The organism is Paenibacillus sp. NPDC057967 (assembly GCF_042887015.1).
GTDB lineage: Bacteria > Bacillota > Bacilli > Paenibacillales > Paenibacillaceae > Pristimantibacillus.
In genome coordinates this window covers 73,978-97,649 of record NZ_JBHVQB010000001.1, presented here as the reverse complement: position 1 = coordinate 97,649, position 23,672 = coordinate 73,978, and the positions used below count along the sequence as shown (strand labels likewise).

At 53.9% G+C, this 23,672-nt stretch carries 22 protein-coding genes; 17 read left to right on the top strand and 5 right to left on the bottom strand.

From position 1 onward, the window contains the following. Positions 1-5 precede the first annotated feature (5 nt). The 4 genes from ACFVSO_RS00430 to ACFVSO_RS00415 are packed head-to-tail and all read left to right on the top strand — an operon-like array spanning position 6 to position 2,996. On the top strand, positions 6-740 hold the full coding sequence (locus tag ACFVSO_RS00430) for a metal ABC transporter ATP-binding protein (RefSeq protein ID WP_387470496.1): 735 nt from the start codon (positions 6-8) through the stop codon (positions 738-740). Further along, entirely contained in the window at positions 737-1,660 is a 924-nt protein-coding gene (locus ACFVSO_RS00425; RefSeq protein ID WP_387468944.1) for a metal ABC transporter permease, read from the top strand. Before ACFVSO_RS00430 ends, ACFVSO_RS00425 begins: the two co-directional genes overlap by 4 nt. After that, complete coding sequence (locus tag ACFVSO_RS00420; RefSeq protein WP_387468942.1) at positions 1,657-2,541, top strand: metal ABC transporter permease; 885 nt, start codon at positions 1,657-1,659, stop codon at positions 2,539-2,541. The genes ACFVSO_RS00425 and ACFVSO_RS00420 overlap by 4 nt, the downstream gene beginning before the upstream one ends. 14 nt (positions 2,542-2,555) lie before the next feature. Then, entirely contained in the window at positions 2,556-2,996 is a 441-nt protein-coding gene (locus ACFVSO_RS00415; RefSeq protein WP_387468940.1) for a metal-dependent transcriptional regulator, read from the top strand. 118 nt (positions 2,997-3,114) lie between these two features. Here the strand turns inward: ACFVSO_RS00415 and ACFVSO_RS00410 are convergent, their stop codons facing one another. Continuing rightward, the gene (locus ACFVSO_RS00410; RefSeq protein WP_387468938.1) at positions 3,115-4,704 is read right to left on the bottom strand and encodes a helix-turn-helix domain-containing protein; all 1,590 of its coding nucleotides are present in this window, start codon (positions 4,702-4,704) and stop codon (positions 3,115-3,117) included. Between the two features lie 222 nt (positions 4,705-4,926). Here ACFVSO_RS00410 and ACFVSO_RS00405 point away from each other — a divergent pair, with 222 nt between their 5' ends. From ACFVSO_RS00405 to ACFVSO_RS00390, 4 genes are all read left to right on the top strand, one after another. Then, positions 4,927-5,433 (top strand): hypothetical protein, encoded by a 507-nt coding sequence (locus ACFVSO_RS00405; protein WP_387468936.1) that lies wholly within the window; start codon positions 4,927-4,929, stop codon positions 5,431-5,433. Positions 5,434-5,459: 26 nt separating this feature from the next. Beyond that, on the top strand, positions 5,460-6,740 hold the full coding sequence (locus ACFVSO_RS00400) for a stalk domain-containing protein (protein ID WP_387468934.1): 1,281 nt from the start codon (positions 5,460-5,462) through the stop codon (positions 6,738-6,740). Between the two features lie 96 nt (positions 6,741-6,836). Next, positions 6,837-7,850 carry a FecCD family ABC transporter permease gene (locus ACFVSO_RS00395; protein WP_387468932.1) on the top strand — a complete coding sequence of 338 codons (1,014 nt, stop codon included), beginning with the start codon at positions 6,837-6,839 and terminating at the stop codon, positions 7,848-7,850. After that, a complete protein-coding gene (locus ACFVSO_RS00390; RefSeq protein WP_387468930.1) occupies positions 7,847-8,884 on the top strand; it encodes a FecCD family ABC transporter permease in 1,038 nt (345 codons plus the stop codon). The genes ACFVSO_RS00395 and ACFVSO_RS00390 overlap by 4 nt, the downstream gene beginning before the upstream one ends. A gap of 146 nt (positions 8,885-9,030) precedes the next feature. Here the strand turns inward: ACFVSO_RS00390 and ACFVSO_RS00385 are convergent, their stop codons facing one another. Continuing rightward, positions 9,031-10,188: a metallophosphoesterase gene (locus ACFVSO_RS00385; RefSeq protein WP_387468928.1), complete on the bottom strand. Its 1,158-nt coding sequence runs from the start codon at positions 10,186-10,188 to the stop codon at positions 9,031-9,033. A gap of 327 nt (positions 10,189-10,515) precedes the next feature. Here ACFVSO_RS00385 and ACFVSO_RS00380 point away from each other — a divergent pair, with 327 nt between their 5' ends. From ACFVSO_RS00380 to ACFVSO_RS00365, 4 genes are all read left to right on the top strand, one after another. Beyond that, positions 10,516-11,556, top strand: a complete 1,041-nt coding sequence (locus ACFVSO_RS00380; RefSeq protein WP_387468925.1) for a DUF418 domain-containing protein — start codon at positions 10,516-10,518, stop codon at positions 11,554-11,556. A gap of 152 nt (positions 11,557-11,708) precedes the next feature. Beyond that, positions 11,709-13,874: a DNA topoisomerase III gene (locus ACFVSO_RS00375; protein ID WP_387468922.1), complete on the top strand. Its 2,166-nt coding sequence runs from the start codon at positions 11,709-11,711 to the stop codon at positions 13,872-13,874. Positions 13,875-14,029: 155 nt separating this feature from the next. Continuing rightward, entirely contained in the window at positions 14,030-14,704 is a 675-nt protein-coding gene (locus tag ACFVSO_RS00370) for a YheC/YheD family protein (RefSeq protein ID WP_387468920.1), read from the top strand. 1,242 nt (positions 14,705-15,946) lie between these two features. Further along, positions 15,947-16,090: a sporulation histidine kinase inhibitor Sda gene (locus ACFVSO_RS00365; RefSeq protein WP_387468918.1), complete on the top strand. Its 144-nt coding sequence runs from the start codon at positions 15,947-15,949 to the stop codon at positions 16,088-16,090. 99 nt (positions 16,091-16,189) lie between these two features. Here ACFVSO_RS00365 and ACFVSO_RS00360 read toward each other — a convergent pair whose 3' ends face one another. Both ACFVSO_RS00360 and ACFVSO_RS00355 read right to left on the bottom strand, forming a co-directional pair. After that, complete coding sequence (locus ACFVSO_RS00360; RefSeq protein WP_387468916.1) at positions 16,190-16,432, bottom strand: hypothetical protein; 243 nt, start codon at positions 16,430-16,432, stop codon at positions 16,190-16,192. An 87-nt stretch (positions 16,433-16,519) separates the two neighbouring features. Further along, a complete protein-coding gene (locus ACFVSO_RS00355; protein ID WP_387470494.1) occupies positions 16,520-17,521 on the bottom strand; it encodes an NAD(P)/FAD-dependent oxidoreductase in 1,002 nt (333 codons plus the stop codon). 427 nt (positions 17,522-17,948) lie between these two features. Here ACFVSO_RS00355 and ACFVSO_RS00350 point away from each other — a divergent pair, with 427 nt between their 5' ends. Both ACFVSO_RS00350 and ACFVSO_RS00345 read left to right on the top strand, forming a co-directional pair. Further along, positions 17,949-19,142, top strand: coding sequence for an NAD(P)/FAD-dependent oxidoreductase (locus tag ACFVSO_RS00350; RefSeq protein WP_119800831.1), 1,194 nt, complete (start codon positions 17,949-17,951; stop codon positions 19,140-19,142). Then, a complete protein-coding gene (locus ACFVSO_RS00345) occupies positions 19,142-19,399 on the top strand; it encodes a hypothetical protein (protein ID WP_387468913.1) in 258 nt (85 codons plus the stop codon). The genes ACFVSO_RS00350 and ACFVSO_RS00345 overlap by 1 nt, the downstream gene beginning before the upstream one ends. Positions 19,400-19,578: 179 nt before the next feature. Here ACFVSO_RS00345 and hemQ read toward each other — a convergent pair whose 3' ends face one another. Next, positions 19,579-20,325 (bottom strand): hydrogen peroxide-dependent heme synthase, encoded by a 747-nt coding sequence (hemQ, locus tag ACFVSO_RS00340; RefSeq protein ID WP_387468911.1) that lies wholly within the window; start codon positions 20,323-20,325, stop codon positions 19,579-19,581. 199 nt (positions 20,326-20,524) lie between these two features. On the opposite strand from hemQ, the gene ACFVSO_RS00335 reads away from it, so the two are divergent. The 3 genes from ACFVSO_RS00335 (at position 20,525) to dnaI (ending at position 23,447) form a co-directional block, all read left to right on the top strand. Beyond that, positions 20,525-20,836: a YuiB family protein gene (locus ACFVSO_RS00335; RefSeq protein WP_387468909.1), complete on the top strand. Its 312-nt coding sequence runs from the start codon at positions 20,525-20,527 to the stop codon at positions 20,834-20,836. A gap of 106 nt (positions 20,837-20,942) precedes the next feature. After that, positions 20,943-22,466, top strand: coding sequence for a replication initiation and membrane attachment family protein (locus ACFVSO_RS00330; protein ID WP_387468907.1), 1,524 nt, complete (start codon positions 20,943-20,945; stop codon positions 22,464-22,466). 24 nt (positions 22,467-22,490) lie between these two features. After that, positions 22,491-23,447, top strand: coding sequence for a primosomal protein DnaI (gene dnaI / locus ACFVSO_RS00325; protein ID WP_387468905.1), 957 nt, complete (start codon positions 22,491-22,493; stop codon positions 23,445-23,447). Positions 23,448-23,672 lie beyond the last annotated feature (225 nt).

Here is a 23,672-nt window from a genome sequence, read left to right as displayed (position 1 = left end):
ATATGATGCCAGTCTTAAGCGTAAGCGGCTTATCCGCTTCTTACAGAAAGAACAAAGTGCTGAATGATGTCAGGTTCGATGTGCAGCCGGGAACGCTGACGAGCATCGTCGGACCGAACGGAGCGGGCAAGTCCACGCTGTTGAAAGTGATGCTGGATCTGCATCCGCGGCTGTCCGGCTCGGTCCAATTTTTCGGAACGGATTACAGCAAGGCCAAGTCCAGAATCGGCTACGTCCCGCAGCGGGGCTCCGTGGATTGGGATTTCCCGACGAATGCGCTGGATGTGGTCATGATGGGATTGTATGGCAAGATCGGCTGGCTGAAGTGGCCGAAGCGCAAGCATCGCGATCTGGCCATGAACGCGTTGGACGAGATGGGCATGGCCGCATTCGCCGACCGCCAGATCAGCCAATTGTCGGGCGGGCAGCAGCAGCGGGTATTCCTGGCGCGGGCGCTCGTGCAGGATGCGGATCTGTATTTCCTCGACGAGCCGCTTGCCGGGGTTGACGCAGCTACCGAGCGGGCCATTATGGATACGCTGAAGGTGCTTAAGAACAAGGGGCGCACGGTCATGGTCGTCCATCATGACTTGCAGACGGTAGAGGATTACTTCGATCAGGTGCTGATGCTGAATCGAAGCGTCGTGGCGCATGGACCGACGGCGGAGACCTTCACAAGGGAAAATATATTCCGGACCTATGGCGGAACGCTTAGATGGATGGGGGAGAAATTGGGATGAGCCTGGCACTGTCGCATAACGCTCAATGGGTGCTCTTCAGCACCTTGATTCTGGGAATGGCAGCCGGCGTGATGGGATGCTTCGCCTATTGGAAGCGGCAAAGCCTCATGAGCGACGCCTTGTCACATGCCGCGCTGCCGGGCGTCATTATTGGATTTATGATCGCGGGGAGCAAGAGCCTGCCGCTTATGATCGCAGGGGCGGCGGCAAGTGCTCTGCTGGGGGCGCTGCTGATCCAGTGGATTCGCTCCTCCAGCCGGGTGAAGGAGGATGCCGCGATGGGGATGATCCTGTCCGTATTCTTCGGGTTAGGCATTATGCTGCTGACCTTCGTGAACCGGATGGGCGGCGGCAGCCAAAGCGGCCTCGACAGCTTCATCTTCGGCCAGGCGGCTTCGATGATCCGCAAGGATGTATTCACCATGTCAGGGGTTGCGCTGCTTGTGGTCTTTATCTCGATTATCGCATTTAAGGAATGGAAGCTCTATCTGTTCGATCCGCAGTTCGCGAAGGGTCTCGGACTCTCCAGCCGCTGGATGAGCAGCATCTATATGACGGTGCTTGTACTGGTCATCGTCATCGGCATTCAAGCGGTAGGCGTCATTCTGATGGCGGCGCTGCTTATCATACCGGCGGTCAGCTCCAGATATTGGACCAACTCATTCCTGTGGATGGTCGTGCTGTCGGGCGTCTTTGGCGGAGTGTCTGGAATGGCGGGAACGTTGATCAGCACCTTCGGCAAAGGATGGCCGACAGGCCCGTTCATTGTTATCGCAGCGTCTTCGATCTTCATCGTCTCCCTTGCATTCGGAGCGCGCAAGGGCATGCTCGTCCTGTTCCTGCAGCGATATGCGCAGAAGAAATCGCTCGAGCGGTCAGTACCTGCGCAGCGGGTGCTGGAGAGGGGGGAAGCGAGATGAGCTATGCAGGCTGGATATTGTTGACGGCATCGCTTGTGGGACTTTCCTGCGGCATCATCGGCGTATTGCTTATCTTGCGGAGAATGGCCATGATGGCCGATGCGATCAGCCATACGGTGCTGCTCGGCATCGTCGTTGCGTATTTGGTAACAAGGGAGCTTAGCGGCGTACATATGCTCATCGGAGCCATCGCGGCTGGTTTGCTGACATCGGTGCTGGTGCAGTGGTTCCATGCCAGAGGCGTGCAGCAGGAGGCGTCCATCGGTGTTGTGTTCACCACGCTGTTCGCGATTGGCGTTGTGCTCATTGCGACGAAGGTCGGCAATGCGCATCTGGATGTGAAGCATACGTTGATGGGAGAGATCACCTTTATCCCTTGGGAGCGCATCGAGTTGCCATGGATCGGTTCTATTCCGGAAGCCGTTTTTATTCTGTCGATTGTACTGATTGTTGTTCTGGTCGCTGTACTGGCGTTCTACAAAGAGTGGAAAATTACGTCCTTCGACCCGGCGCTTGCCGCCAGTCTGGGCTTGCCGGTCGTGCTGATGCATTACGTCTTTATGTCGCTTGTATCCGTGACGACGGTTGCGGCCTTCGACGCGGTCGGCGCGATTATGGTCGTGGCGATGCTGATTACGCCGGCTGCGGCAGCGTATCTATGGACGGACCGGCTGCTGGTTATGTTCGCGCTTAGCGGCGGGTTCGGCGTATTGTCGGCCGTGGCGGGGTATTACGTAGCGGCTTGGCTCGACACCTCGATATCAGGTTCGATGGCTTTCGCGACAGGCATCGTCTTTATGATCAGCTTTATCGCTTCGCCCCGTCATGGCCTTGCGTCGCGCTGGTTCCGGCCACGCGCTACCGCGATGCCGGAGGCGTAAAGGGTGGTAGTGCGATGACGTTGACACCGGTAATGGAGGATCATCTGAAGCAAATTTATAGGCTGTCGAGAACGACGGGCTGCGTGCGAGTGTCGGAGGTAGCGGAGGCTTTATCCGTTCATTTGTCCACTGTATCCAAGATGGCGCTGAAGCTGCGAGAGTCCGGTTATGTGATCTATGAGAAATATGGGCAGATTGCGCCTACATATGCCGGATTAAGGATGGGCAAGCAGCTCCTCGGCAAGCACGGGACGCTAGTCAGGCTGCTTCGGCATGCGGGCGTGCCGGAAGAACTGGCCCTGAGGGAAGCGGAGCGGCTGGAGCATCATATCAGCTGGGAGTCGGCCTCCAGGCTGGAAGCGCTCCTTGGAATGATGGAGGAGAGCGCAAGTCTGGAGCCGCTGAGGAAGGCCGAGAATGACCATAGGGAAAAGCTGAATCGCGCAAAGCCATAGAAGCCTTCACACTTGCCTCAAGCGGGTGTGAAGGCTTCTTCGTCTTTCAACCATGAACGCCGTCCCCATTCGAACGCGTTCGTCCTTTACAACTGCCTAATAGAAGATCCCCTCACAGCTACAGCTTTACAAAAAAACGAACCATCGCTTTGATCATATGCTCCCGTCCGATCGGCCCCCAAGGGTCCCATTCCCTGCTGTCAGGATAATAGACTCTGTTCTCTCTGACGGCTCTCAGCTGCTGCCAGCGGGGATCGGCGCTGAACTGATGAATGACGGGCTCTTCGCTCCAGATGACGAGGAGCTGCTCCGGGTCCCATTCTACCAGCTGCTCGAAAGCGTCTTCCAGGTAGGTGCCGTGGCTGATCCGCTCTTCCGCCTGGAATTGGAGTCTTCCATAGAACAAGTCCGTCAATGCATGCTCCTTCACCCCATAAATGCGGCAATTGCCGGGAAGCAGCCGGATGATTGTCCATTTGCCTTGCTTCGTGACCGGCTCCAGCTTGCGCCTCGCTTCTTGCTCCAGCACAGACATGGCGCGGATCGAGCGTTCCGCCTCCGCCATCCGGTCAACCCGGCTGGCAATCGCACGGAAGTAATGCTCCCAGCTGGTCGAATGGTCGATGAGAATGGCGCTGCCCTCTTCGCCCCAATGCTTGTCGCCAAGATCATGCCTGAGCTTGGTGCGCAGAATAAGATCCGGTCCCAGCGGCACGACATCGCTGGATCGGATCGGATTCTCCGCATTGAGCGGGACTGTGCCGGCTAACCGCTCATGCAGATAGCTTGGGAAGCCCGACGGAGTCAAATGATAGGTCGGAAAGCTTGGAGCGGCGATAGGCAGAATGCCCAGCGCCAGCAAGTGGTCTTGCAGCGCAAGACTGCTTACGACGGCGATCTTGCGGTCGCGGCGCTTCAGGTAGACGGACGGGGAGATACCCTCCGTCTTCTTGAAGACGCGGCTGAAGTAGAGCTCGTCCTGATAGCCGACACTGACGGCGATATCGCGCAGCGATGCCTGCTTGTCGGTCATCAGCTCCTTCGCCTTCAGCATGCGCAGCTTGGTCAGATAGCTGCCGGGAGACAAGCCGGTCAGCTTCTTGAACGCCCGGCAATAGGAGCTTGGCGTCATCCCCGCCAGTCTTGGCAGCTCGCTGATCTGGAGCGGCTTGGCCAAGCGGCGCTCCATATATTCGATTGTCGTCTGAATGGAATCGGTGCCTGCCCGCGACGGTGCATGCTGATGAGCGTCCAGATGCAGCAGCAGCTCATATAGGGCAAGCTGCTTGCGCATATCGCCGATCACGCCGGATTCATTCAGCGCCAGACGCAGATTGGAGAGAAGAGACTCCGTTTGCGCGGAAGCGGCGCGGTAGGAGCAATGATCGCCTTGGACGAGCTCATACCCGCCAGCCGTCAGTCGATTCTCATCCAGCTGTGCGGCTGCATAATGGACCAGACTGAGCTTGAGGCTGCCGCCGGGATCAGCCATCAGCTCGAAGCTGATGGCGCCGGGCTGGGCGAAGAAGAAGGAGCCTTCCTGCAGCGGACAGGAGCGGCCATTGCTCAGGAACAGCATGCCGGCTCCGCTCTGCACGATGCCAATCAAGCCGTGCTCCGCCTGCTGGGGCTCCGAGCGAAAACCTTCTTTATAATGATAAGTCGAGATATGAAGCGGGTAGCAAGAGAAATAAGAACGGGGGTTCATGGCACGGCAGTCCTTTGCTATTAGAAGTGCGATAATAGGCGCAGAAGTATAATATGATATTGATAATTATTATCACTCACAATTTTAGCAATATATTGGTTGGGCGGCAATAGAAATCTGACAAGCAGAATATAGAGTGGCTGAATCGTTTGAAATTTTTGTCCATGCGAATCGGGCAATATCGTGTATGGGAAACGAAAAACGGGCTAGGTACAATAGGTAATGAAAATGATTATCATTCACATGGAGTTTGGAGGTTGTGGAACGATTCGCTACATAATGCTCATGATGTTGGTTGTCTTCCTCTTGACTGGCTGCAGCGCAGGCGCTTCGGATACGAAGACGGAGCCGGGCGCGGTCGTCGCCGATGGCGGCGCGCAGACCGATAGCAAGCAGGATCGACTGGCCCTAATAGAGGCTGCCCAGATAGACGATGTGCTACTTGCGGCGGAAGAATTGTCCGGCTTGATCAAGACGTTCAAATCAGCGGTAGAGTCTGATGACCGCGACGAAGCCGTTCGCCAGGCTGAACGCATGGCGGCGCTCTGGAAGTCGCTCAGCGAGAAAGCGGCAAGCGCGCAGCCGGAGAAGCTGCAGCAGATCGAAGCAGATCTGGGCGGCGTGCTGGAGGAGGTCGCTGCTTCGGAATGGGACAAGACGCGGCTGATTGATTTGGATTATTCCCTGTACCAAGGCTTTCGCGATGTGAAGCCCGCTTTGACAAATTAATGATAGGTTAGGAGATTGTGAACAAAATGATGAGAAGAAAATTATTATCCCTGCTATTGGCGGTGGCGCTTGTCGTTGGTCTCGTACCGGCTACGGCAGCGGTTGCCGCAGGCAAAACTGTCAGCGTAACGATCGACGGCAAGAAGCAATCATATAGTGTAAATCCCCGCATTGAGAACGGACGCACGCTCGTCCCTTACCGCGCTATCGCGGAAGCGCTGGGCGGAACAGTAAGCTATGACGCGAAGAGCAAAAAAGCTACGATCAAAAAGAGCGGTCAAACGATCGAGCTGACGCAAGGCAGCAAGTCGGCCCGCATTAACGGCTCGGCTGTAACGCTGGATGCCGCTCCGCTGAACGTAAGCGGAACGCTGCTTGTGCCGCTTCGCTTCGTAGGCGAATCGCTGGGCGTATGGGTAACCTGGAACGGATCTTCTTCCACAGCTGTACTGGAGACAAAGCGTACCTTCAAGCATGACCTTGGCAGCACGACGCTAAGCAGCGTTCCAAAGCGCGTAGTCGTATTGTTCAATGGCGGCGTCGATATCTCTGTCCTGCTTAAAGTGAAGCCGGTAGGTGCGGTTGAATCGTATATTCAACAGCCGTTCTATGAATACATCCGCTCCAATCTGATCGGCGTGAAAACGCTTGGCGACGAGACGCAGCCGAATGTAGAAGCGATTGTTGCCCTCAAGCCGGATGTTATTATCGCCACAAAAGACCGTCATGAAGGCATCTATAAGCAGCTGAACAAAATCGCTCCGACTATTGTGACGAAGGATCTGGCTGATTGGCAAGACAATCTGCAAGTGATGTCCAAAGTATTGAATAAAGAAGATATTGCCGCTTCATTCCTGGCGGATTGGAAGAAGCAAGTTGCCGATTTCAAACGCAAGCTCCCTGCGAAAGATAAAGGCGCAGCGATCTCTATTATCCGTGTTAACCCGAATGGTACGGCACGTGCCTATAATACGGGCTTTGCCTACAAAATCTTCAAGGAGCTGGGCTTCTCGACTCCGAAAGCGCAGCTGGCGACAGGCGAGGAAATCATTCCTGTAGCCTCGACGGAACAAATCAGTTTGCTCGACGGTGACTATATCTTTGACTTCACGACAGACTGGGATGGCGACGGTGCGATTCTGCAGCATCAGAAAACATGGACCAGCAGTGCACTGTGGAAAAACTTGAATGCCGTTAAAAACAACAAGTATTACAAAGTCAATTCTGTAACTTGGAATCTGTCCGGCGGTGCTCTGGCAGCTAAGCTGATGCTGGATGATCTGTACTTCTACTTCGGACTGGAATAATACCCAAATACACATAAGCAAGGCCAATGAAAGAATGGGCTGTTCAGCCCATTCTTTTGTTGCGTGTTTCGCATCAGGGGAGGAAGGAACAAGGTTATGGGAAGGAAGCTTAGAAGCAATGTCTATCGCAGCGCAGGACTGCTTGTGGGACTGCTGTTGCTGGCGGTCAGCTTCATAGCAAGCATGAGGTACGGATTTGTCTCGATCAGCTGGAACGATATCGTCTCTTCCATGATCAGCTATGATGAGGGGGAAATGAATCAGGTCGTCGCCCGAACGGCGAGGCTGCCCAGGGCGTTGATTGCCGCTTCGGTAGGCGGCTCGCTGGCTCTGGCGGGCGCTATTCTGCAGAGCGTAACCCGCAATCCGCTTGCGTCTCCAAGTGTGCTGGGCATCAATGCCGGCGCTTCGTTAGCCGTTGTGGCTGCGATTACATTGTTCTCGATCCGGGAGACGGAGCCTCTGATGTGGATTTCATTCTTCGGCGCAGCCGTCGCGGCGGCTGCTGTCTATGTGCTGGGCTCCGTAGGGAGAGAGGGGCTTTCGCCGCTGCGAATTATTCTTGCGGGCTCCGCCATGACCGCATTATTCGCTTCATTGACGCAAGGCATGCTCGTACGCAATGAAAGCGGGCTGCAGGATGTCCTGTTCTGGATAGCGGGGTCCGTAGCGGGCCGTACGACGGAGATGCTTTTGCCTGTGCTCCCCTATATGGGTGCTGGCTGGCTGCTTGCGCTCGCCTTGTCCAGGCAGTGGAATATCATGGCGATGGGAGAAGAGTCGGCGAAGGGGCTCGGACAGAACATGACGCTGATGAAGGTGGCTGCCGGACTGATTGTAATCCTGCTTGCGGGCAGTGCTGTCGCAGTAGCGGGGCCGATCGGCCTGATCGGCATTATTGTCCCTCATGTAGCAAGAGGCATTGCGGGCCTGGATTACCGATGGCTGCTGCCCTATAGCGCCGTACTTGGGGCAAGCTTGCTCTTGCTCGCGGATCTGGCAGCGCGATTTATTATTTTCCCGCTGGAGGTGCCGGTGGGCATCATGACGGCTGTTCTCGGAGCGCCGTTCTTCATCTATCTCGCACGGAAGGGGCGTGCGAAGCTATGAATGCACCACTTCATGGTGCTGCCGCAGGCAAGCGGGGCACCAAACGAAATGCTGCAGCGCGGGCCATGCTTTCGCTTTCGCTCATTGCGATCGGATTATCCATCTTATACCTAATGCTTGGCGACAGCTTTATCGGCATTCACCGCGTATGGCAGGGGTTATGGGGACGGGGGCTGGACGAGGATGTTCTGATTGTACAGACGCTTAGGGCGCCGCGGCTTGTCATTGCCTTGCTCGTAGGCGCGGCCTTGGCGATATCAGGCGCCATCTTGCAGGCTGTCATCCGCAATCCGCTGGCTGCGCCGGATGTCATCGGCATAACGGGAGGCGCTTCGCTGGGCGCCGTGTTGTTCCTGACCGTGCTGGCAGGAACATTTGGCCGCGAGCTGCTGCCTCTGGCTGCCATCATCGGCGCCTTCTGCGCATCCGCGCTTGTATACGTGCTGGCCTGGCGGAAGGGCGCGGATTCGCTCCGCCTGGTGCTGGTCGGCATTGGAGTCGCTTCACTGCTGTCGGCAGGGACGTCGTTTCTGCTGACGTTCAGCACCACGTATTCCGCAACGTCAGCTTACATATGGCTGACGGGTACCATCTACGGCTCTTCCTGGGGAGATGTCGCGGTGCTTGCTCCGTGGCTTGCAGTGTTTGGTATCATCTTGTATTTCAACACAGGCAACTTGCATGCCCAATTGCTAGGGGATGAGCTTGCGATCGGCATCGGCTCGCCCTTGCAGCGCCATAGGCTGCTGCTAGTGTCGCTGAGCGTCGCGCTTGCCGGCTCTGCGGTCGCGATTGGCGGTTCTATTGGATTTGTCGGGCTTATTGCGCCCCATATGGCGAGACGTCTCGTCGGGCCGGTCATTCACCGGGTACTGCCGGTAAGTGCGCTGATCGGCGCTATCGTGGTTGCCGCAGCTGACCTGATTGGCAGAACCGTATTTTTGCCGTATGACATCCCGGTGGGCGTATTCACCTCAGCGGTTGGCGCGCCGTTCTTTATTTATTTGCTGTACCGTTCCAGGAAAACAGGCTAGGAGCGGGCAGGGATGCTTTAATAAATATAAGGTATACCCATACAACAAAACCTCCGCTTCTGCCGATCTGGTAGAAGCGGAGGTTTTTGGTTGGTTCGGTCAATAGAATCGGCGCGGGCTAATCAGCGATGGATTCTGAGATCACATTAAGCCTTCGCTGTGGCATCATCAAATTCAACGTCAATCCGCAGTACCTCGGAGCGGCTTCCGATTCGAAGCGGCGGTCCCCAGAAGCCGAAGCCGGAGGATACGATCGCATGCAGGCCGCCCTTCCGCAAATACCCCCAGTCAAGCTCGAACATTCGTCTTGTAATGAGGTGATTCGGCGCCAGCTGTCCTCTATGCGTATGGCCGGACAGGCTAAGGTCAACCCCGTTGTCAGCCGCAGCCGCCAGATCGGACGGCTGATGGTCAAGCATAATAACGGGAAGCGAGCGGTCAAGCGGCTCCACCAGCTCTTTGATGCTCAGCCGTCCGCCATTCTGGCTGCCGACGGCTTTGTCCTTGCGGCCGACTACCGCAAATTCATCCCCGATCATGACGGTTTCGTCCATCAGCACCCGAATGCCGATGCTGTTCATCTCGGCGATGAATTCGGGAACCTTGCCGCCGTAATATTCATGATTGCCAGTTACGGCATAGACGCCAAGCGGCGCTTTCAGCTGTCCGATAACATGCTTCATCCCTTTTTTGAGGAACGGAGCCAGGTCGTCGTCCAGAATATCGCCGGGAAGCAAGATGATATCCGGGTTAATCTCCTCCACCTTGCGGAGCAGCTTGCGCAAATGATTATTGCCGATCACGGTACCCAGATGCAGATCGGAGGCCATTGCGATCTTTAGCTTCCGGCGATTGCCCGCCGTCTTCGGAATGCGAATCTGATAGGTTCGAATGACGGGAGACCATGCGTTGCGCGAGCCAAGCGCGAGCAATATGATCAACAGCAAGAGGACGACTCCTCCGACAGCCGTAATATAGATGTCCGCTCCCGCGCCGCCCCACTTCAGCAATAGTCCCGCGATATCCGCAATCGGAAACAGCAAAATGCAATATTGCAGCAGTCCCAGCCAATAGGAGCCAATGAACTTCAGCGGGGTAGTCAGCCAATCCAGCGGCGCGGACTGCGCCAGTCTGCCGGCGATATAGCCAAGTGCGAGCAGAGCGATGATACAGCTATAGAGGATAGCGCTCTCCCATCCTGTCACTTGGGACAGGAATAGCCAGCCGTTCCAGCCGATATAGCCCGCCAGCGCGCCATAAATAGCGAGAAATCCGATAATCGAAAAAACAGCACGCACATTCATGGGTGGACCAAGCTCCTTTTTATGAAAAATAGATGCTCTAGCAAGAAGGAATGCTCCTACTATAGCATAGTCGGACGGGCGGATGCTAATCTGCTAGAATGGGCCGGGAAGGGCGCTGCGAGGGGCTTCCTGCCCTGAATAAATGTACGATCGGGAAGCGGCGGATATGAGGCCTTTACGAACTTATCATATGGATGCCGTTGCGGTATCCGGGGTGGAGAGCAACCTTACAAAAATGTCATGTATGCTGTACGGAAAATCGATGGATAACGGCGCATGCCGGGCCGTATACTGGGCTTAGCTCAATGGACGGAGGAAAGATGGATTATGTCATATAATCGGATCGATGAATTGGACTATTTGCGGGGATTTGCGCTGCTTGGCATCCTGCTGATGAACGTGACCGCGCTGCTACACTTGTCCCTGCCTGAGCCGGGCACTGGGAGCGAGTTGTACCAGCGACTGCTTTATTTGCTTGCTGAAGCCCGGTTTTTCAGCATATTTTCGTTTTTGTTCGGAATCGGATTTTATTTGTTTGTTATGCGTGCCCGTGACAAAGGGCGCAACGGGTTTCTGCTGTTCCTTATTCGTATCGCGGTGTTGTTCGGGTTCGGATATGTTCATTCGATCTACCATCCCGGAGAGGCGCTGATGATCTATGCGATATGCGGCTTGCTGCTGCTCCCGTTCTATAAGGTGAATCGGTGGGTGAATGTGGCGCTTGGTGCGGTACTGCTTGGGTTATTCGCGGCGCTTGGCGCCAAGGTGCTGATGCCGATTCCATTCATGCTGCTTGGGGTAGCGGCGGGACAGCTCAGGTTGTTCCAACGGATTCGGGAGAGGCGCCGGATGTTTGAGATTACGGCTGTAGTGCTGGTAGCGGTGGCGGCAGCGGCCCTTCAGTACCAATACGGACTGGCGCCAAGCGAGCCGTTCATTCCCGTTATGATGGAAGGTACGGGCGATCCGCAGCTGGAACAGGCCAATCAATATTTGAAGGCAGGACTGCTAGTAGGACCGCTGGTCGCTATCGCCTATATGGCGCTGGTGCTGCTCCTGCTTCAGATCAAGCCAATTCGCGAGCTGCTAGACCCGATGAGGGCGGTGGGGAGGATGGCGCTTACGAATTATATTGGTCAAACAGTGCTGGTCCTGCTAGCCGGTCAATGGCTGGGGCTTGAAGGGACGGCGAACTGGGTAGATGGCTTGTGGCTGTGCCTGGGCATTTATCTGATCCAATTAATCGCAAGTTCGGTGTGGCTTCATTATTTTGCGATGGGACCATTGGAGTGGATCTGGCGGGCGGCAACGTATCTGAGTTGGCCTCCGGTGTTCAACAGGCAGCGTGCAGCGGTTGAGACTCAGTGAGGTCTGGCGGGGCGTATGCTGCGGTAAGAAGAGTGCTTTTGTTAGGAGCCGGAAAGCCTGCGATTGCTCGAATAAGAGCGGCTGCGCCGTTGCGCGGGCGCTGCTCCCTATGGTATCGTGTCACCATATGATATGGGATTGGGGAGAAGGGCATGAAATCACTTGTGCTGGCGGAGAAGCCTAGCGTGGCGAAGGAAATCGCCAGAGTGCTTGGTTGTACAACCAAGCAGAAATGCTATATCGAAGGACCCGCTTACGTCGTAACGTGGGCGCTCGGCCATCTGGTGACGCTGGCGGAGCCGGAGGATTACGATGGGAAATATAAGACATGGAACCTGGAAGACTTGCCGCTGCTGCCGGCCAAAATGAATCTGAAGGTGCTGAAGGAAACGTCGCATCAGTTCCGGGCTGTCTCGCAGCTGTTCAAGCGCAATGATATTAATGAATTGATTATCGCGACGGATGCAGGCCGCGAGGGCGAGCTTGTTGCCCGCTGGATTATGGAGCTTGTGCACTGGCGCAAGCCGGTCAAGCGGCTCTGGATTTCGTCGCAGACGGACGGCGCGATCAAAGATGGCTTCAAGCGGCTGAAGCCGGGCAAGGATTACGAAGCGTTGTACGCCTCGGCAGTCTGCCGGGCGGAGGCCGACTGGATTATCGGTCTCAATATGACCAGAGCGCTGACGAGCAAATACAATGCGCAGCTGGCGGCGGGACGCGTACAGACGCCGACGCTCTCCATGCTGATGGAGCGGGAGCGGGAGATTGCCGACTTCCAGTCCCAGCCGTATTGGACGGTGCAAGCGGGATTCGGAAGCTTCGGTGCGCAATGGCGCGAGCAGGACGGCCACGACGGCAGAGCCTGGAAGAAGGAACGCGCGGAGGAAGTGGCGGCGAAGGCGATCGAGGCCGGCTCGGCCAAGGTTGTGAAGCTTCGCACCGCCGAACGTTCGGAACCTCACCCGCAGGCTTACGATCTGACTGAGCTGCAGCGCGATGCGAACCGGAAGCTCGGCTTCTCGGCCAAGCAAACCTCCAATGTGCTGCAAAAGCTCTACGAGGCGCATAAGCTGGTCACGTATCCGCGGACGGATTCCCGTTATTTGTCCAGCGATATGGTTCCTACGCTTAAAGGTCGGCTGGAGAGTGTAGCAGTAGGACCTTATGCGGCACTTGCGCGCAAGCTGCTTCGCACGCCGCTATCTGTAACGAAGCGGATCGTAGATGACAGCAAGGTGACCGATCATCACGCGATTATTCCCACAGAGCAATATGTGAATCTGGGAGCGTTGACGAGCGACGAGAGACGGCTCTACGATCTGATCGTTCGGCGATTCATTGCGCTGTTCTACGGACCGTACCGCTCTGACGAGACAAGCGTGACGCTTGAAGCGGGCGGCCAGCGGTTCTATGCCAAAGGAAAGACGGAGAAGGACAAGGGCTGGAGAGAGATTTATCAGGATAGTCACGCCTCGCATCAAGATGATGAAGATGATGATTCCGATAGCGGCGCAAGCCGGACGAACGAGGAGCGCCAGCAAGCGCAATTGCTGCCGACGCTAGCGGAGGGGCAGACCTTGCCGGTCAAGAGCACGGGCGTGAAGGAGCAGCGCACGCTGCCGCCAGCCCGATACACGGAGGCATCGCTGCTTACACGAATGGAGAAGCATGGCCTCGGCACACCGGCGACACGGGCGGATATTATCGAGAAGCTGCTCTCTACCGACACGATTGAGCGCACGAGAAATTCACTCGTTCCGACTGGGAAGGGCAAGCAATTGATTGAGCTGGTCGTAGAGGAGCTGCGTAGTCCCGAGCTGACGGCGAAGTGGGAGCACGAGCTGGAGCTTATTGCGAAAGGTAAAGGCGATCCAGCCGCTTTCATGAGGGGCATTCGCCAGCAGGCGCAGAAGTGGATCGGGGAAGTGAAAGCGGAGACGAAGGAATACAAGCCGCATAATCTGTCTCACTCCAGCTGTCCGGAATGCGGCAAGCGGATGCTGGAGGTGAATGGCAAGCGCGGCAAGTCGCTGCAGTGCCCTGACCGCGAATGCGGGTACCGCCGCTCGACTGAGCCGATCCTGCTGAACAAACGTTGTCCGCAATGCCATAAAAAGATGGAGATGCATGACGGCAAGGCTGGCAAGTATGCGCAATGCCGCCGATGCAATGTCATCGAAATGCTTGGCGACAAAGATGGCGGACGCGTCAACAAAAGAGAGCAGCAGAAGCTCATTCAGCAGTTCAGCGACAATGCGCCTCTGACGAACAGCCTCGCGGATAAGCTGAAGGCTGCCCTGGAGCAAAAGTCGGATTAATAAGTCGATAAATAGATGGATCATGGACAGTCCCATTGCCTGAAGGCAGTGGGACTGTCCGCTTTTCCCGCGACTACCTACGACATTCATCCAAGAGGGAAGGCTGCTATCGCCATATGATAGAGAGAAGGCGATAGGAAAGGAGATTGGTAGCATTGGCTAACCACTCGGGAAGGCAGCTGGCCAGCAAGTGGGCCAAAACGGAAGCGCTTCTCTCTCATCCCGGACTTGCGTCCCATGTCCCGCCGACTAGCAAGTATTCTCCACAGCAGCTTCGGCATATGCTGAACGCTCATGGAATGGTCGTGATCAAGCCGATCGTCGGCTCTGGCGGCAGCGGGGTCATTAAAGTGTCGAGAACCGGCGACGGGGGCTACTCATTCACGCATCGGGCCCGGACGTCCAGGTACGGGAGTTTTGATGCGCTGGCAGGCGCGCTTCGTTCAAGAACGAGCAAGCGGTACTATTTGATACAGAAGGGAATTTCATTGGCGACGGTGAACGGAAGGCCTATCGATTACAGGGTCAAATACGTCAAGTCGTTTGGCCGCTGGGAGTATCGGTCTCTCGTAGGTCGTATTGCGAGACCCGGTTTATTCGTTACGAACCTGAGTCAAGGCGGACGCATGGTGCTGGCAGGGGAAGGAATCAGATCCTCGCTTGGCCCGTCTCATGTGAAGTCCAAAAAGAGCAAAATGCGGGAAATCACCGTGATGGCGACGAGAGTACTGGAGCAGCGGTATCCTGGCATCTCGCATTTGGGCTTCGACTACGGCATTGACCGCCAAGGCAAGATATGGATCTTCGAGGTTAATACGAGACCGCATTGACGCCAGAAGAACAGGGCTGTCCTCTCAGTCATGCCAACATGACAGGGGGACAGCCCTCTTTCGTGTTGGGGGGTAGGCGTTCAGCCGACAAGGCGCTTCTGCGTGTGATCGGACTTTGTACTCGGACTGAATGCTTCGCGTTTGCTTGGCTCCACGGATGTTCCATGGATGCCTGAATGCTTCACGATTGCCTAGCTCTACGTATGCTCCACGCATGCCTGAATGCCACATGTTTGCTTGACTCCACATATGCTTCACGTATGCCTGATGCTCCGTATTGTTGGTTGTCATTGCGACTAATTGTAACTAAATCTATGTTTACGGTTTACTCGAGTTTCCTCCTTCTGTTACTTGCCCAAGAATGCTGCAAGCCGAGAAACTCGGCTTAGAGGCGGGAATGTATGGGCCACGGCAGCTGCAAGCCGAGAAACTCGGCTTAGAGGCGGGAATGTGTGCGTCACGGCAGCTGCAAGCCGAGAAACTCGGCTTAGAGGCGGGAATGTGTGCATCGCGGCAGCTGCAAGCCGAGAAACTCGGCTTAGGGTGAGAATGTTCGCGCCACGGCAGCTGCAAGCCGAGAAACTCGGCTTAGGGTGAGAACGTTCGCGCCACGGCAGCTGCAAGCCGAAAAAACTCGGCTTAAAAGCTCGAAGCTGCGCTCGCGGAGACGAAAGCAGTCGAAAAAACAGCGCGCTTTATCGAAAAATCACTTTAACGTGCTAACGTCGCATAGTCAGCTGGAGAAGGGCGTCAATCCAGGTAGTCATGTGTCGAATGAAAGGCATAAAAGGAAGCACTTAAGTAACTGACAAACGCGCAAACCCTGTCATAGCAAGCGATCAGAGGCTATCTGCTCTCATGCCATGTAAACCGCCAGTATTACACGCACATGTCTAACTAAGGGGCAGATAAATAAGCTAATTAAGAACCCTACCATTTAATGACATTAAAATATTAAGTTGATAGAGTAAGAAAAGGCTATTAAAGTTTTTTATAGTTTTAGAGACTTCAACGGGGTGTGGATAACCCTATCCACATTATCCATACTGAAAACACTGGAAATTTAAGGTCTATACACATCCCATTCACAAGGTATCCACATGCCTGTGTGCATAAGATGGTCTGTTGTTTCGGTTCTAGGACGATGCTACACTAAAAACTGTAAATCCCACGTGGCTATTAAAACGTTTTAACTATACGAGTTTGGTGTAAAAAATAGTAGAAGGTGAAGGAGGAGATATTATGGATACCTTATCTGACGAGCTTCTTGTGGACACCTATTACGCCGCGATCGAATATAGGCTTGATCCGGAATTTATCCGAATGCTGGCTGTCGAGATGAAACGTCGTGGCGTAGAACTGTCCTCGCACAAACATACAGCGTAACCCAACGGTAGGTGATTATGGATGAGGCGGGTTCTTCGGAGAACTAGCTAACATACTTTATATGCAAATAACCTGCTTTGCACTTGCATCATCGAATGATTATTCCCACTGCGTAACAATAGCCTCACTTGTCTGCTGACAGCTTGGGCAGTATACCGCATGACAGCAGCCAGCCTCAGATTGCATCGATAAAGCCGAGCTTACAGCTTGAGCATCAGCCGGCTCATAAGGCGCATAAGGTCCAGTCCAATCGGACAAGCGGCCGCAATCCGTTACCGTTCCACCGCAGGAAAGACAAGGAACTTGCAAGTCGACAATCCCGTTGCATACGGGGCATAACATAAGGGTATCCTCCTTGGCTTAAGATTGGCGTTTATTGCAATCCGCTTAACCAAGTATAGGATACCCTTCTGTTAACTTTACATGCGATTAGAGCTTCATGTTGCTGCTATGTCCCGGCGAGAGCTTCGCGCTAGGATCAATGTAGACCTTGGCGTTGTTGATCGCCGTTGGCGCTTCACCGAAGCCCACCGCAATCAGCTTCAGCTTGCCGGGATAGGTCGTGATGTCGCCAGCGGCAAAGATGCCAGGAATGTTCGTCTCCATTCTCGTGTCGACGATAATGGAACCGCCCTGAATGTTAATCCCCCATTCGGCAATCGGGCCTAGAGAGGATACAAACCCGAAGTTGACGATAACATCATCCACTTCAAGCTTCTTTAATTCCTTCGTCTTCACATCGCTCAGCGTCACTTCGGTTATCGTGTCTTCGCCAAGCAGCTCCGTAATCTCCGTTGGGGTGATGATATTCACAGTGGAATTCATAAGGTTCTCAACACTGTGCTCATGAGCGCGGAATTTATCGCGGCGATGAATGAGCGTGACACTCTTCGCGATCGGCTCCAGCATAAGTGACCAATCGACGGCGGAATCGCCGCCTCCGCTTATAAGTACACGCTTGTCTTTGAAGCGGCTAAGATCGCTGACGAAATAATGCAGGTTCTTCCCTTCAAAGCGGGATGCCTCCGGCAGCTCCAGCCTGCGGGGCTCGAACGCTCCGACGCCTGCCGTAATAATGACGGCCTTGGCATAATGCTTCCCCTTATCGGTCGTTACTTCGAATAGCCGTTCATCATGTTTGGCTACCCCTATAACTTTCTCCTCCAGGCATACTTCGGGCTTGAACAGATCGATCTGCTCCTTCAATCGGTCCACAAGCTCCTGAGCCGTTACCTTCGGAAATCCTGCTACGTCATAAATATATTTCTCCGGATATAATGCGGCTAGCTGCCCGCCAAGCTGGGGCATGCTCTCGATGATCTTCACCGAGGCCTGACGCATCCCGCCATAGAATGCAGCGAACATGCCAGCTGGGCCGCCGCCGATAATCAAGATATCAACCGTATGTGTAGATGATTGCGCGTTTATCATTTTCATAAGCACCTCCTGCAAAAAATCCTTTACGTAACCCATTATAATGCTTCGCTTGCAGAGATGGTAATCTTTTAATTGTGCAAGACTCTAAAGTTTTTCGTTAAAATTACCCTTGAACTTTTTGTGAAAAGTCTGTAATATGTCTGATGTATATTGATGATATCCACCGTCCCGGAATATTGGCAAATGATGTCGGATTTCGGCGAATAACATTCGAATCGATGTGATAAATGTGCTTTTTCAAGCGCAAACTTCATAAGAGCATTATTTTTTGAATGAGTTTGTGTAATTTTTCACATTCTTTTGGATGAACATGCGTGGGGTTCGGCCTATAAAATGGTTTGTTAAGCGAACTCGCTTTATGCAAGCGGGGGATTTTTATATCGCCAATCAAAAGAAAATGAGGAATGGATGGGATTCTACGATGAGCAACATACCGAAAATTGTTATCCTTGGCGCCGGTTACGGCGGCGTGCTGACGGCGCTCCGTCTGCAGAAAGAACTAAATTATAATGAAGCGGACGTAACGTTGGTGAACAAGCATGATTACCACTACATTACGACGCATCTTCATATGCCGGCTGCGGGTACAGACAACCCGGAGAACGCACGTGTAAGCATCTCCAAGCTGATTGATGAATTCAAAATCGATTTCGTTAAATCGACTGTTGTTCAAATCCGTCCGCAAGACAAAAAAGTCATCCTCGAAGACGGCACATTGTCGTACGATTACCTGGTTATCGGCCTTGGCGGCGAGCCGGAAACATTCGGCATTCCAGGTCTGGCTGAGAACGCAATGAATATTCGCAGCATTAACTCCGTTCGCCTGATTCGCGAACATATCGAATATCAATTTGCTCGTTACAAACGCGAGCCGCATCGCACGGACTACCTGACGTTCATCGTTGGCGGCGCCGGCTTTACAGGCATCGAGTTCGTAGGCGAATTGTCCGACCGCATTCCTGAGCTCTGCAAGCAATTCGACGTAGATCCTTCCCTGGTGAAAATCTACAACATCGAAGCTGCCCCAACCGCTCTGCCAGGCTTCGATCCGGAGCTTGTGCAATACGGCATGGATGTGCTGCAGAAGAAAGGCGTTACGTTCCGCATCGGCACAGCTATCAAAGAGTGCACGCCTGAAGGCGTCGTAGTCGGCGAAGGCGAAGAAATCAAATCCGCTACGGTCATCTGGACTGGCGGTATCCGCGGCAACCGTCTGATCGAGGAAGCTGGCTTCGAGACGATGCGCGGCCGTGTGAAAATTGACGAGTTCCTGCGTTGCCCTGGCAGCGAGAACATCTACATCGTAGGTGACAACTCCCTGATGTTCAACCCGGAAGGACGTCCATACCCGCCGACAGCGCAAATCGCAATGCAACAAGGCGTTGTATGCGCGCATAACCTGGTCGCTTCGATCCGCAACCAGCCGCTGAAGACATTTGTATTCTCCAACAAGGGTACAGTGGCGTCGCTTGGTAAAGGCGAAGCAATCGGCATCGCTTTCGGCAAGAAATACAAAGGCCGCGTAGCTGCATGGCTGAAAAAAATGATCGATATCCGTTACCTGTTCATTATCGGCGGCATTCCGCTCGTTCTGAAAAAAGGTAAGTTCCTGTAATGAGACACTGCAGCGTACAAGTCCGCGGTTTATTGACGAGAGATGAACTGGATCGTTACAATGCCTTGATCGAGGTTGGTTCCTATCTGGAGTCGCAAACCCGCTATGACCTTGCTTATACGGTGCAGAAGGAAATCGACCTGTTGATCCAGCCCGCGATTGAGCGGCTGAAGGACAAGGGCCGCGAGCGCGACAGAGCGACGCAAGAGTATCTGGAGTCCAAACGCCTTGGTGCGGAATCGGACGAAGAGGAATAATGATAAAGGCTTTCGCCGTGCAATTGCTGCCGGTGAAAGCCTTTTTTGTGTTTTCGTGAGCATATGTCATGCAGCTGTCCATGCTAGAATGTTCAGCCAGAGCAGCATAAAAAAGAACAGGCCCGCTGCGTTCAACGGACCTGTTCTTATTCAGAGCTCTTACTATGAAAATAAGGCGCTTATACCGAAAGCAGCTTCTCGAACTTTTCTTCGTCCAGGAAGTTGCCGACATAGAAGTCGCCGAAGTCGCCGAATCGTGCGCTCACCTCATCGAAGCGCATCTCATAGACAAGCTTCTTGAATTGAAGTGCGTCGTCCGCGAACAGCGTGACGCCCCACTCCCAATTGTCGAAGCCAACGGAGCCGGTAATGATCTGCTTGACCTTGCCTGCATATTGACGGCCGATCATGCCATGGCTGCGCATCATCGCCTTGCGCTCGTCCATGCTCAGCATGTACCAGTTGTCGTTGCCGGAGCGGCGCTTGTTCATCGGATAGAAGCAGATGTGCTTCCACTTCGGAAGAATCGGCTTCAGTCTGGCGACGATTTCCGGATTCTGCAGCGGGTCCGAGCCAGGTTGTCCCATGTAATTGCTGAGCTCTACGATGCTGACGTAGGAATGAACCGGATACGTAAAGCTGGCGAACGTCGTTTTGTTGAACGCCGTCTCCATTTCATTCAGTTCCTCCAGCGTTTCACGCAGATGCATGAAGACGAAGTCGGCTTTCTGTCCAACAATGGAGTAAACAGCTGTGCTGCCGAGCTTCTGCTCTTCAATCGCAGACCACTGGCCTAGGAAAGTATGCAGCTCGTCCAGTGCGCGCTTGCGCTCACCCTCGTCGGCTAGGCGCCAAGCGGTCCAGTCGATACTGCGAAAATCATGAAGGGCGTACCAGCCCTCTAATGTCTGTGCGGCTTCACTCATAGGGAAAAACTCCTCTCAGCTCCTAATTTAAGCTTCTATATATTGTATCTAACGTCTGCGGAATGAGCAAATGACGGACTTGTGACATTTGGGCTATGTCGATTGACTTCGGATGCCGCTTTCATTAAACTAATAAAGTCAATGTTTATGCGCAGATTGGCGCATAACGTAAGCGGAGAGCTTGAAAGGAGCTATTGGAATGCCAGACATAGTCATTATGATCGTCCAAGCCGCAGTGGCGACGGTTCTGTTCTTTGTCATGATGTTCGGTATCGGCTTTATTCTGAACATGTTGCTCAAGACGACTTGGTTTCCGATGATCTTGTTTGCCATCGTCCTGATCGGACTGCTCATATGGTCGCCTTGGGACGCAGCGTCAAACCCGACATTAGATAATATAGGTACATATACGACGATCTACTATCTGCCTATTATCGGCGCCATGATCGGGGCGTACGTAAGCGGCTGGGCCATCAATGCGCTGCGCAAAGGCGGCTATAAAATGTTTTAATCTCCAAATCCCTCTTACGGGGGATTTTTCTATTTGTCCGATTCGCCAAACTTGTCCCTTTGTATGCTAGAATAGTAGAGATAAAGATAAGGATGGAGTCGGTGCGATGCGCATCAATCATATTATGCAATTTACGGAACATCACCGTTATTACATATTTCGGGATTTCTCGTTAAGCAGCCTTCATTATAAAATGTTGTCGTTAATCTATCAGCCAATGATCGGCGCGTTCGCCATCTCGATGTACCAGCAGCTCTATCACGGCATTGCCGATGACCGCTGCGGATATTCCTCCCTGGAGCCGCATCGCAAGCTGTTCCTGGGGCTTGGTCTTGAGATGAACGAGAAGAGCCGCCGTTACATCATCGATCAAGCTTCCAAGCTGGAGGCGGTCGGTCTGCTCTCGACCTCCCGTCTTGGCGTGCCGGAGCATGCCGATGTTATCTACGAATACGAGCTTATTCAGCCGCTCTCAGCTGCTGAGTTTTTCCAAAACATGCATCTGTCCATGCTGCTGCGGGACAAGGTGGGCAAATACGCCGTCATCGCGCTCAGGGAAGCGTTCGGCTCCAGCGAGCCCGATGAGCTGGCGCATGCGCAATTTACGAAGGAAAACATTTCGATGCCGTTCTATGAGCTGTTCAAGCTGAATCCGCAATCCTTTGATACGGAGCTGGAGCAGGCGCTGAACGAGGTTGCGCCGACAAGGCAATCGTCAGCGCGCACGGAGCTGGCTTCAGCGGGCATCCCTTATGGGGAGCTGATTATTCGCTTCCCGCGCAATTCGGCCAATCGGACTTATGTCGAACGTCTGAGACAGGATGCGGAAGGTCTCGCGCAGATCAATTACGTGGCGTACAAATATAACTTGTCGATCGTCAACTTGTGCCGTCTGTTGGATGAGGACGGAGCTTTCACGGAAGACGGCGAAGTGAATATGGACGAGCTTCAGCTAAGAGCGAATCAGCTATACAGACAGGACAAGAAGCGTGAGGGAGAGAGACAGCGCACGCTGGCCCATACGTCGATTCATACCGATTCGGCAGAACCGGAGGACGATGATGAGCCGGACGAAGAGTTCGAAGTCCAGGAGCAGGACTATCTTCCTGTGCCGAATCAACTGAAGGGCCGCTGCGATATTCAGCAGTACAATATGCTGATGCGCAATGAACCGCATACCCGTTTCCTGAAGCGCTTCTTCCCGGGAGCTGTTCCGGATTGGGTCGATCTCATCTTCGAGCGAATCGATCTCAATTACCGGCTGGCGCCTCCGGTTATTAATGTACTCATCCATTACGTGCTGGGTGAAAGCGACTCTGCACGCGTGACCAAGACGTTCATCGATGCGGTGGCCTCCAACATGCTGATGAAGGGAATTGATACCTTCGAGAAGGCGGTCAAATATGTGAGAGAGCAAGCGCAGCTTGAGCAGGATAAGGAGCGGCGGAAGGAGACAGGCGGTGCCTATGCTGGCGGCGCAAGAGGAGGGGCGCGAGGGGGCAACTCGCGCGGCACATCCCGCAAGCCGTCCATTCCGATCGTTTCGGAAGCGAACTCGGCAGCCTCCGTATCCGCCGATGAGCTGGAGGAGCTGCGCCGTCTGGCGCGGAAGCTGGACGGACAATCATAACGATCTTTACGAGGGGTGATAGAAATGGAATCGCTAGGCGAATTGTTGAAGTCATTTCCGGGAGGAAGATCCCTGTCGGAGGAAGCAGAACGCAAATTAAAGGAACTGATGCGAGACCCCCTCGTCATCAAGCTGCGGGAGAAGTATCCCGATGTGAAAGAAGAAGAGATCCGGCTGAACCTGAACCGGGTTTATCAATATGTATCCGAATATCAGAATTGCACCAATTGTCCGGGACTCGACCTGTGTCCGAATGACTATGAGGGGCATTATACGCTGCTTTCCTCGGAGACAATGAACGGCCATACCCAGCTCTATGACCGGAAGGTATCCTGCAAGAAGTTTTTGTCAAGACAAAGCGAGGAAGCGATCCGCAGCCGGATTCGCAGCTTCTATGTGGACAATGCCGCGCTTCGCCGCGGATACTCCTCGGACGAGATATTAACCAATGACATGGAGCGGGCCAAGGCAGTAGGCCAGGTGCTTCGTTATATCGACCGTACAAGAGAACAAGGTCTTGGACATGAAGGCCTATATCTGGCTGGCCGGTTCGGCACAGGCAAGACATTCCTGATGTGCTACCTGCTTCAGGAGCTCGCGAAGGCGGGGCACTCCGGCGTTATCGTCTACATGCCTGACTTCGTAGAGGATCTTAAAGTGCTGATGCATGATCCCGCTAAGCTGAAGGAAACGGTCGAGATGATGAAGTCGACGGACTTGCTCATCTTCGATGATATTGGCGCGGAGAACCTCAATCCGTGGGTGCGCGACCATGTGCTGGGCGCGATTCTGAACTACCGGATGGAGCGCAAGCCAACCTTCTATACATCCAATTATGATCTGGAAGCGTTGGAGCGCCATTTCAGCTTTACCAGCAAAGATGGCGACGAGCTGCACAAGGGACAGCGGATCATGGACCGCATCCGGCCGTATGTGGAGATGGTCATGGTTACAGGAGAAAACAAACGTGGACGGAAGTAAGCCGCAGGAAGCGCAAGCTTAAGGAACACCGCAATTACATGCCCATATATCCAAGTCTTCGCCCAAATCGGCGGAGGCTTTTTTTCTGGAAGGAAAAGTTATATAACGAAAACTTATCGAACTCTTCAAAAAAACGAAATTTGTGTTGACAGAGGTGGGGATGGCTGGTAATATGCATTCATAACCAACTAATCGGGTAGGAATAATGTTTAATGACCGGACGAA

Excerpts from the sequence above, each read along its gene's own strand:
- ACFVSO_RS00430 (WP_387470496.1), top strand. The coding sequence starts at position 6 with ATGCCAGTCTTAAGCGTAAGCGGCTTATCCGCTTCTTACAGAAAGAAC.
- ACFVSO_RS00425 (WP_387468944.1), top strand. The coding sequence starts at position 737 with ATGAGCCTGGCACTGTCGCATAACGCTCAATGGGTGCTCTTCAGCACC.
- ACFVSO_RS00420 (WP_387468942.1), top strand. The coding sequence starts at position 1,657 with ATGAGCTATGCAGGCTGGATATTGTTGACGGCATCGCTTGTGGGACTT.
- ACFVSO_RS00415 (WP_387468940.1), top strand. The coding sequence starts at position 2,556 with ATGACGTTGACACCGGTAATGGAGGATCATCTGAAGCAAATTTATAGG.
- ACFVSO_RS00410 (WP_387468938.1), bottom strand. The coding sequence starts at position 4,704 with ATGAACCCCCGTTCTTATTTCTCTTGCTACCCGCTTCATATCTCGACT.
- ACFVSO_RS00405 (WP_387468936.1), top strand. The coding sequence starts at position 4,927 with ATGAAAATGATTATCATTCACATGGAGTTTGGAGGTTGTGGAACGATT.
- ACFVSO_RS00400 (WP_387468934.1), top strand. The coding sequence starts at position 5,460 with ATGATGAGAAGAAAATTATTATCCCTGCTATTGGCGGTGGCGCTTGTC.
- ACFVSO_RS00395 (WP_387468932.1), top strand. The coding sequence starts at position 6,837 with ATGGGAAGGAAGCTTAGAAGCAATGTCTATCGCAGCGCAGGACTGCTT.
- ACFVSO_RS00390 (WP_387468930.1), top strand. The coding sequence starts at position 7,847 with ATGAATGCACCACTTCATGGTGCTGCCGCAGGCAAGCGGGGCACCAAA.
- ACFVSO_RS00385 (WP_387468928.1), bottom strand. The coding sequence starts at position 10,188 with ATGAATGTGCGTGCTGTTTTTTCGATTATCGGATTTCTCGCTATTTAT.
- ACFVSO_RS00380 (WP_387468925.1), top strand. The coding sequence starts at position 10,516 with ATGTCATATAATCGGATCGATGAATTGGACTATTTGCGGGGATTTGCG.
- ACFVSO_RS00375 (WP_387468922.1), top strand. The coding sequence starts at position 11,709 with ATGAAATCACTTGTGCTGGCGGAGAAGCCTAGCGTGGCGAAGGAAATC.
- ACFVSO_RS00365 (WP_387468918.1), top strand. The coding sequence starts at position 15,947 with ATGGATACCTTATCTGACGAGCTTCTTGTGGACACCTATTACGCCGCG.
- ACFVSO_RS00360 (WP_387468916.1), bottom strand. The coding sequence starts at position 16,432 with ATGTTATGCCCCGTATGCAACGGGATTGTCGACTTGCAAGTTCCTTGT.
- ACFVSO_RS00355 (WP_387470494.1), bottom strand. The coding sequence starts at position 17,521 with ATGATAAACGCGCAATCATCTACACATACGGTTGATATCTTGATTATC.
- ACFVSO_RS00350 (WP_119800831.1), top strand. The coding sequence starts at position 17,949 with ATGAGCAACATACCGAAAATTGTTATCCTTGGCGCCGGTTACGGCGGC.
- ACFVSO_RS00345 (WP_387468913.1), top strand. The coding sequence starts at position 19,142 with ATGAGACACTGCAGCGTACAAGTCCGCGGTTTATTGACGAGAGATGAA.
- hemQ (WP_387468911.1), bottom strand. The coding sequence starts at position 20,325 with ATGAGTGAAGCCGCACAGACATTAGAGGGCTGGTACGCCCTTCATGAT.
- ACFVSO_RS00335 (WP_387468909.1), top strand. The coding sequence starts at position 20,525 with ATGCCAGACATAGTCATTATGATCGTCCAAGCCGCAGTGGCGACGGTT.
- ACFVSO_RS00330 (WP_387468907.1), top strand. The coding sequence starts at position 20,943 with ATGCGCATCAATCATATTATGCAATTTACGGAACATCACCGTTATTAC.
- dnaI (WP_387468905.1), top strand. The coding sequence starts at position 22,491 with ATGGAATCGCTAGGCGAATTGTTGAAGTCATTTCCGGGAGGAAGATCC.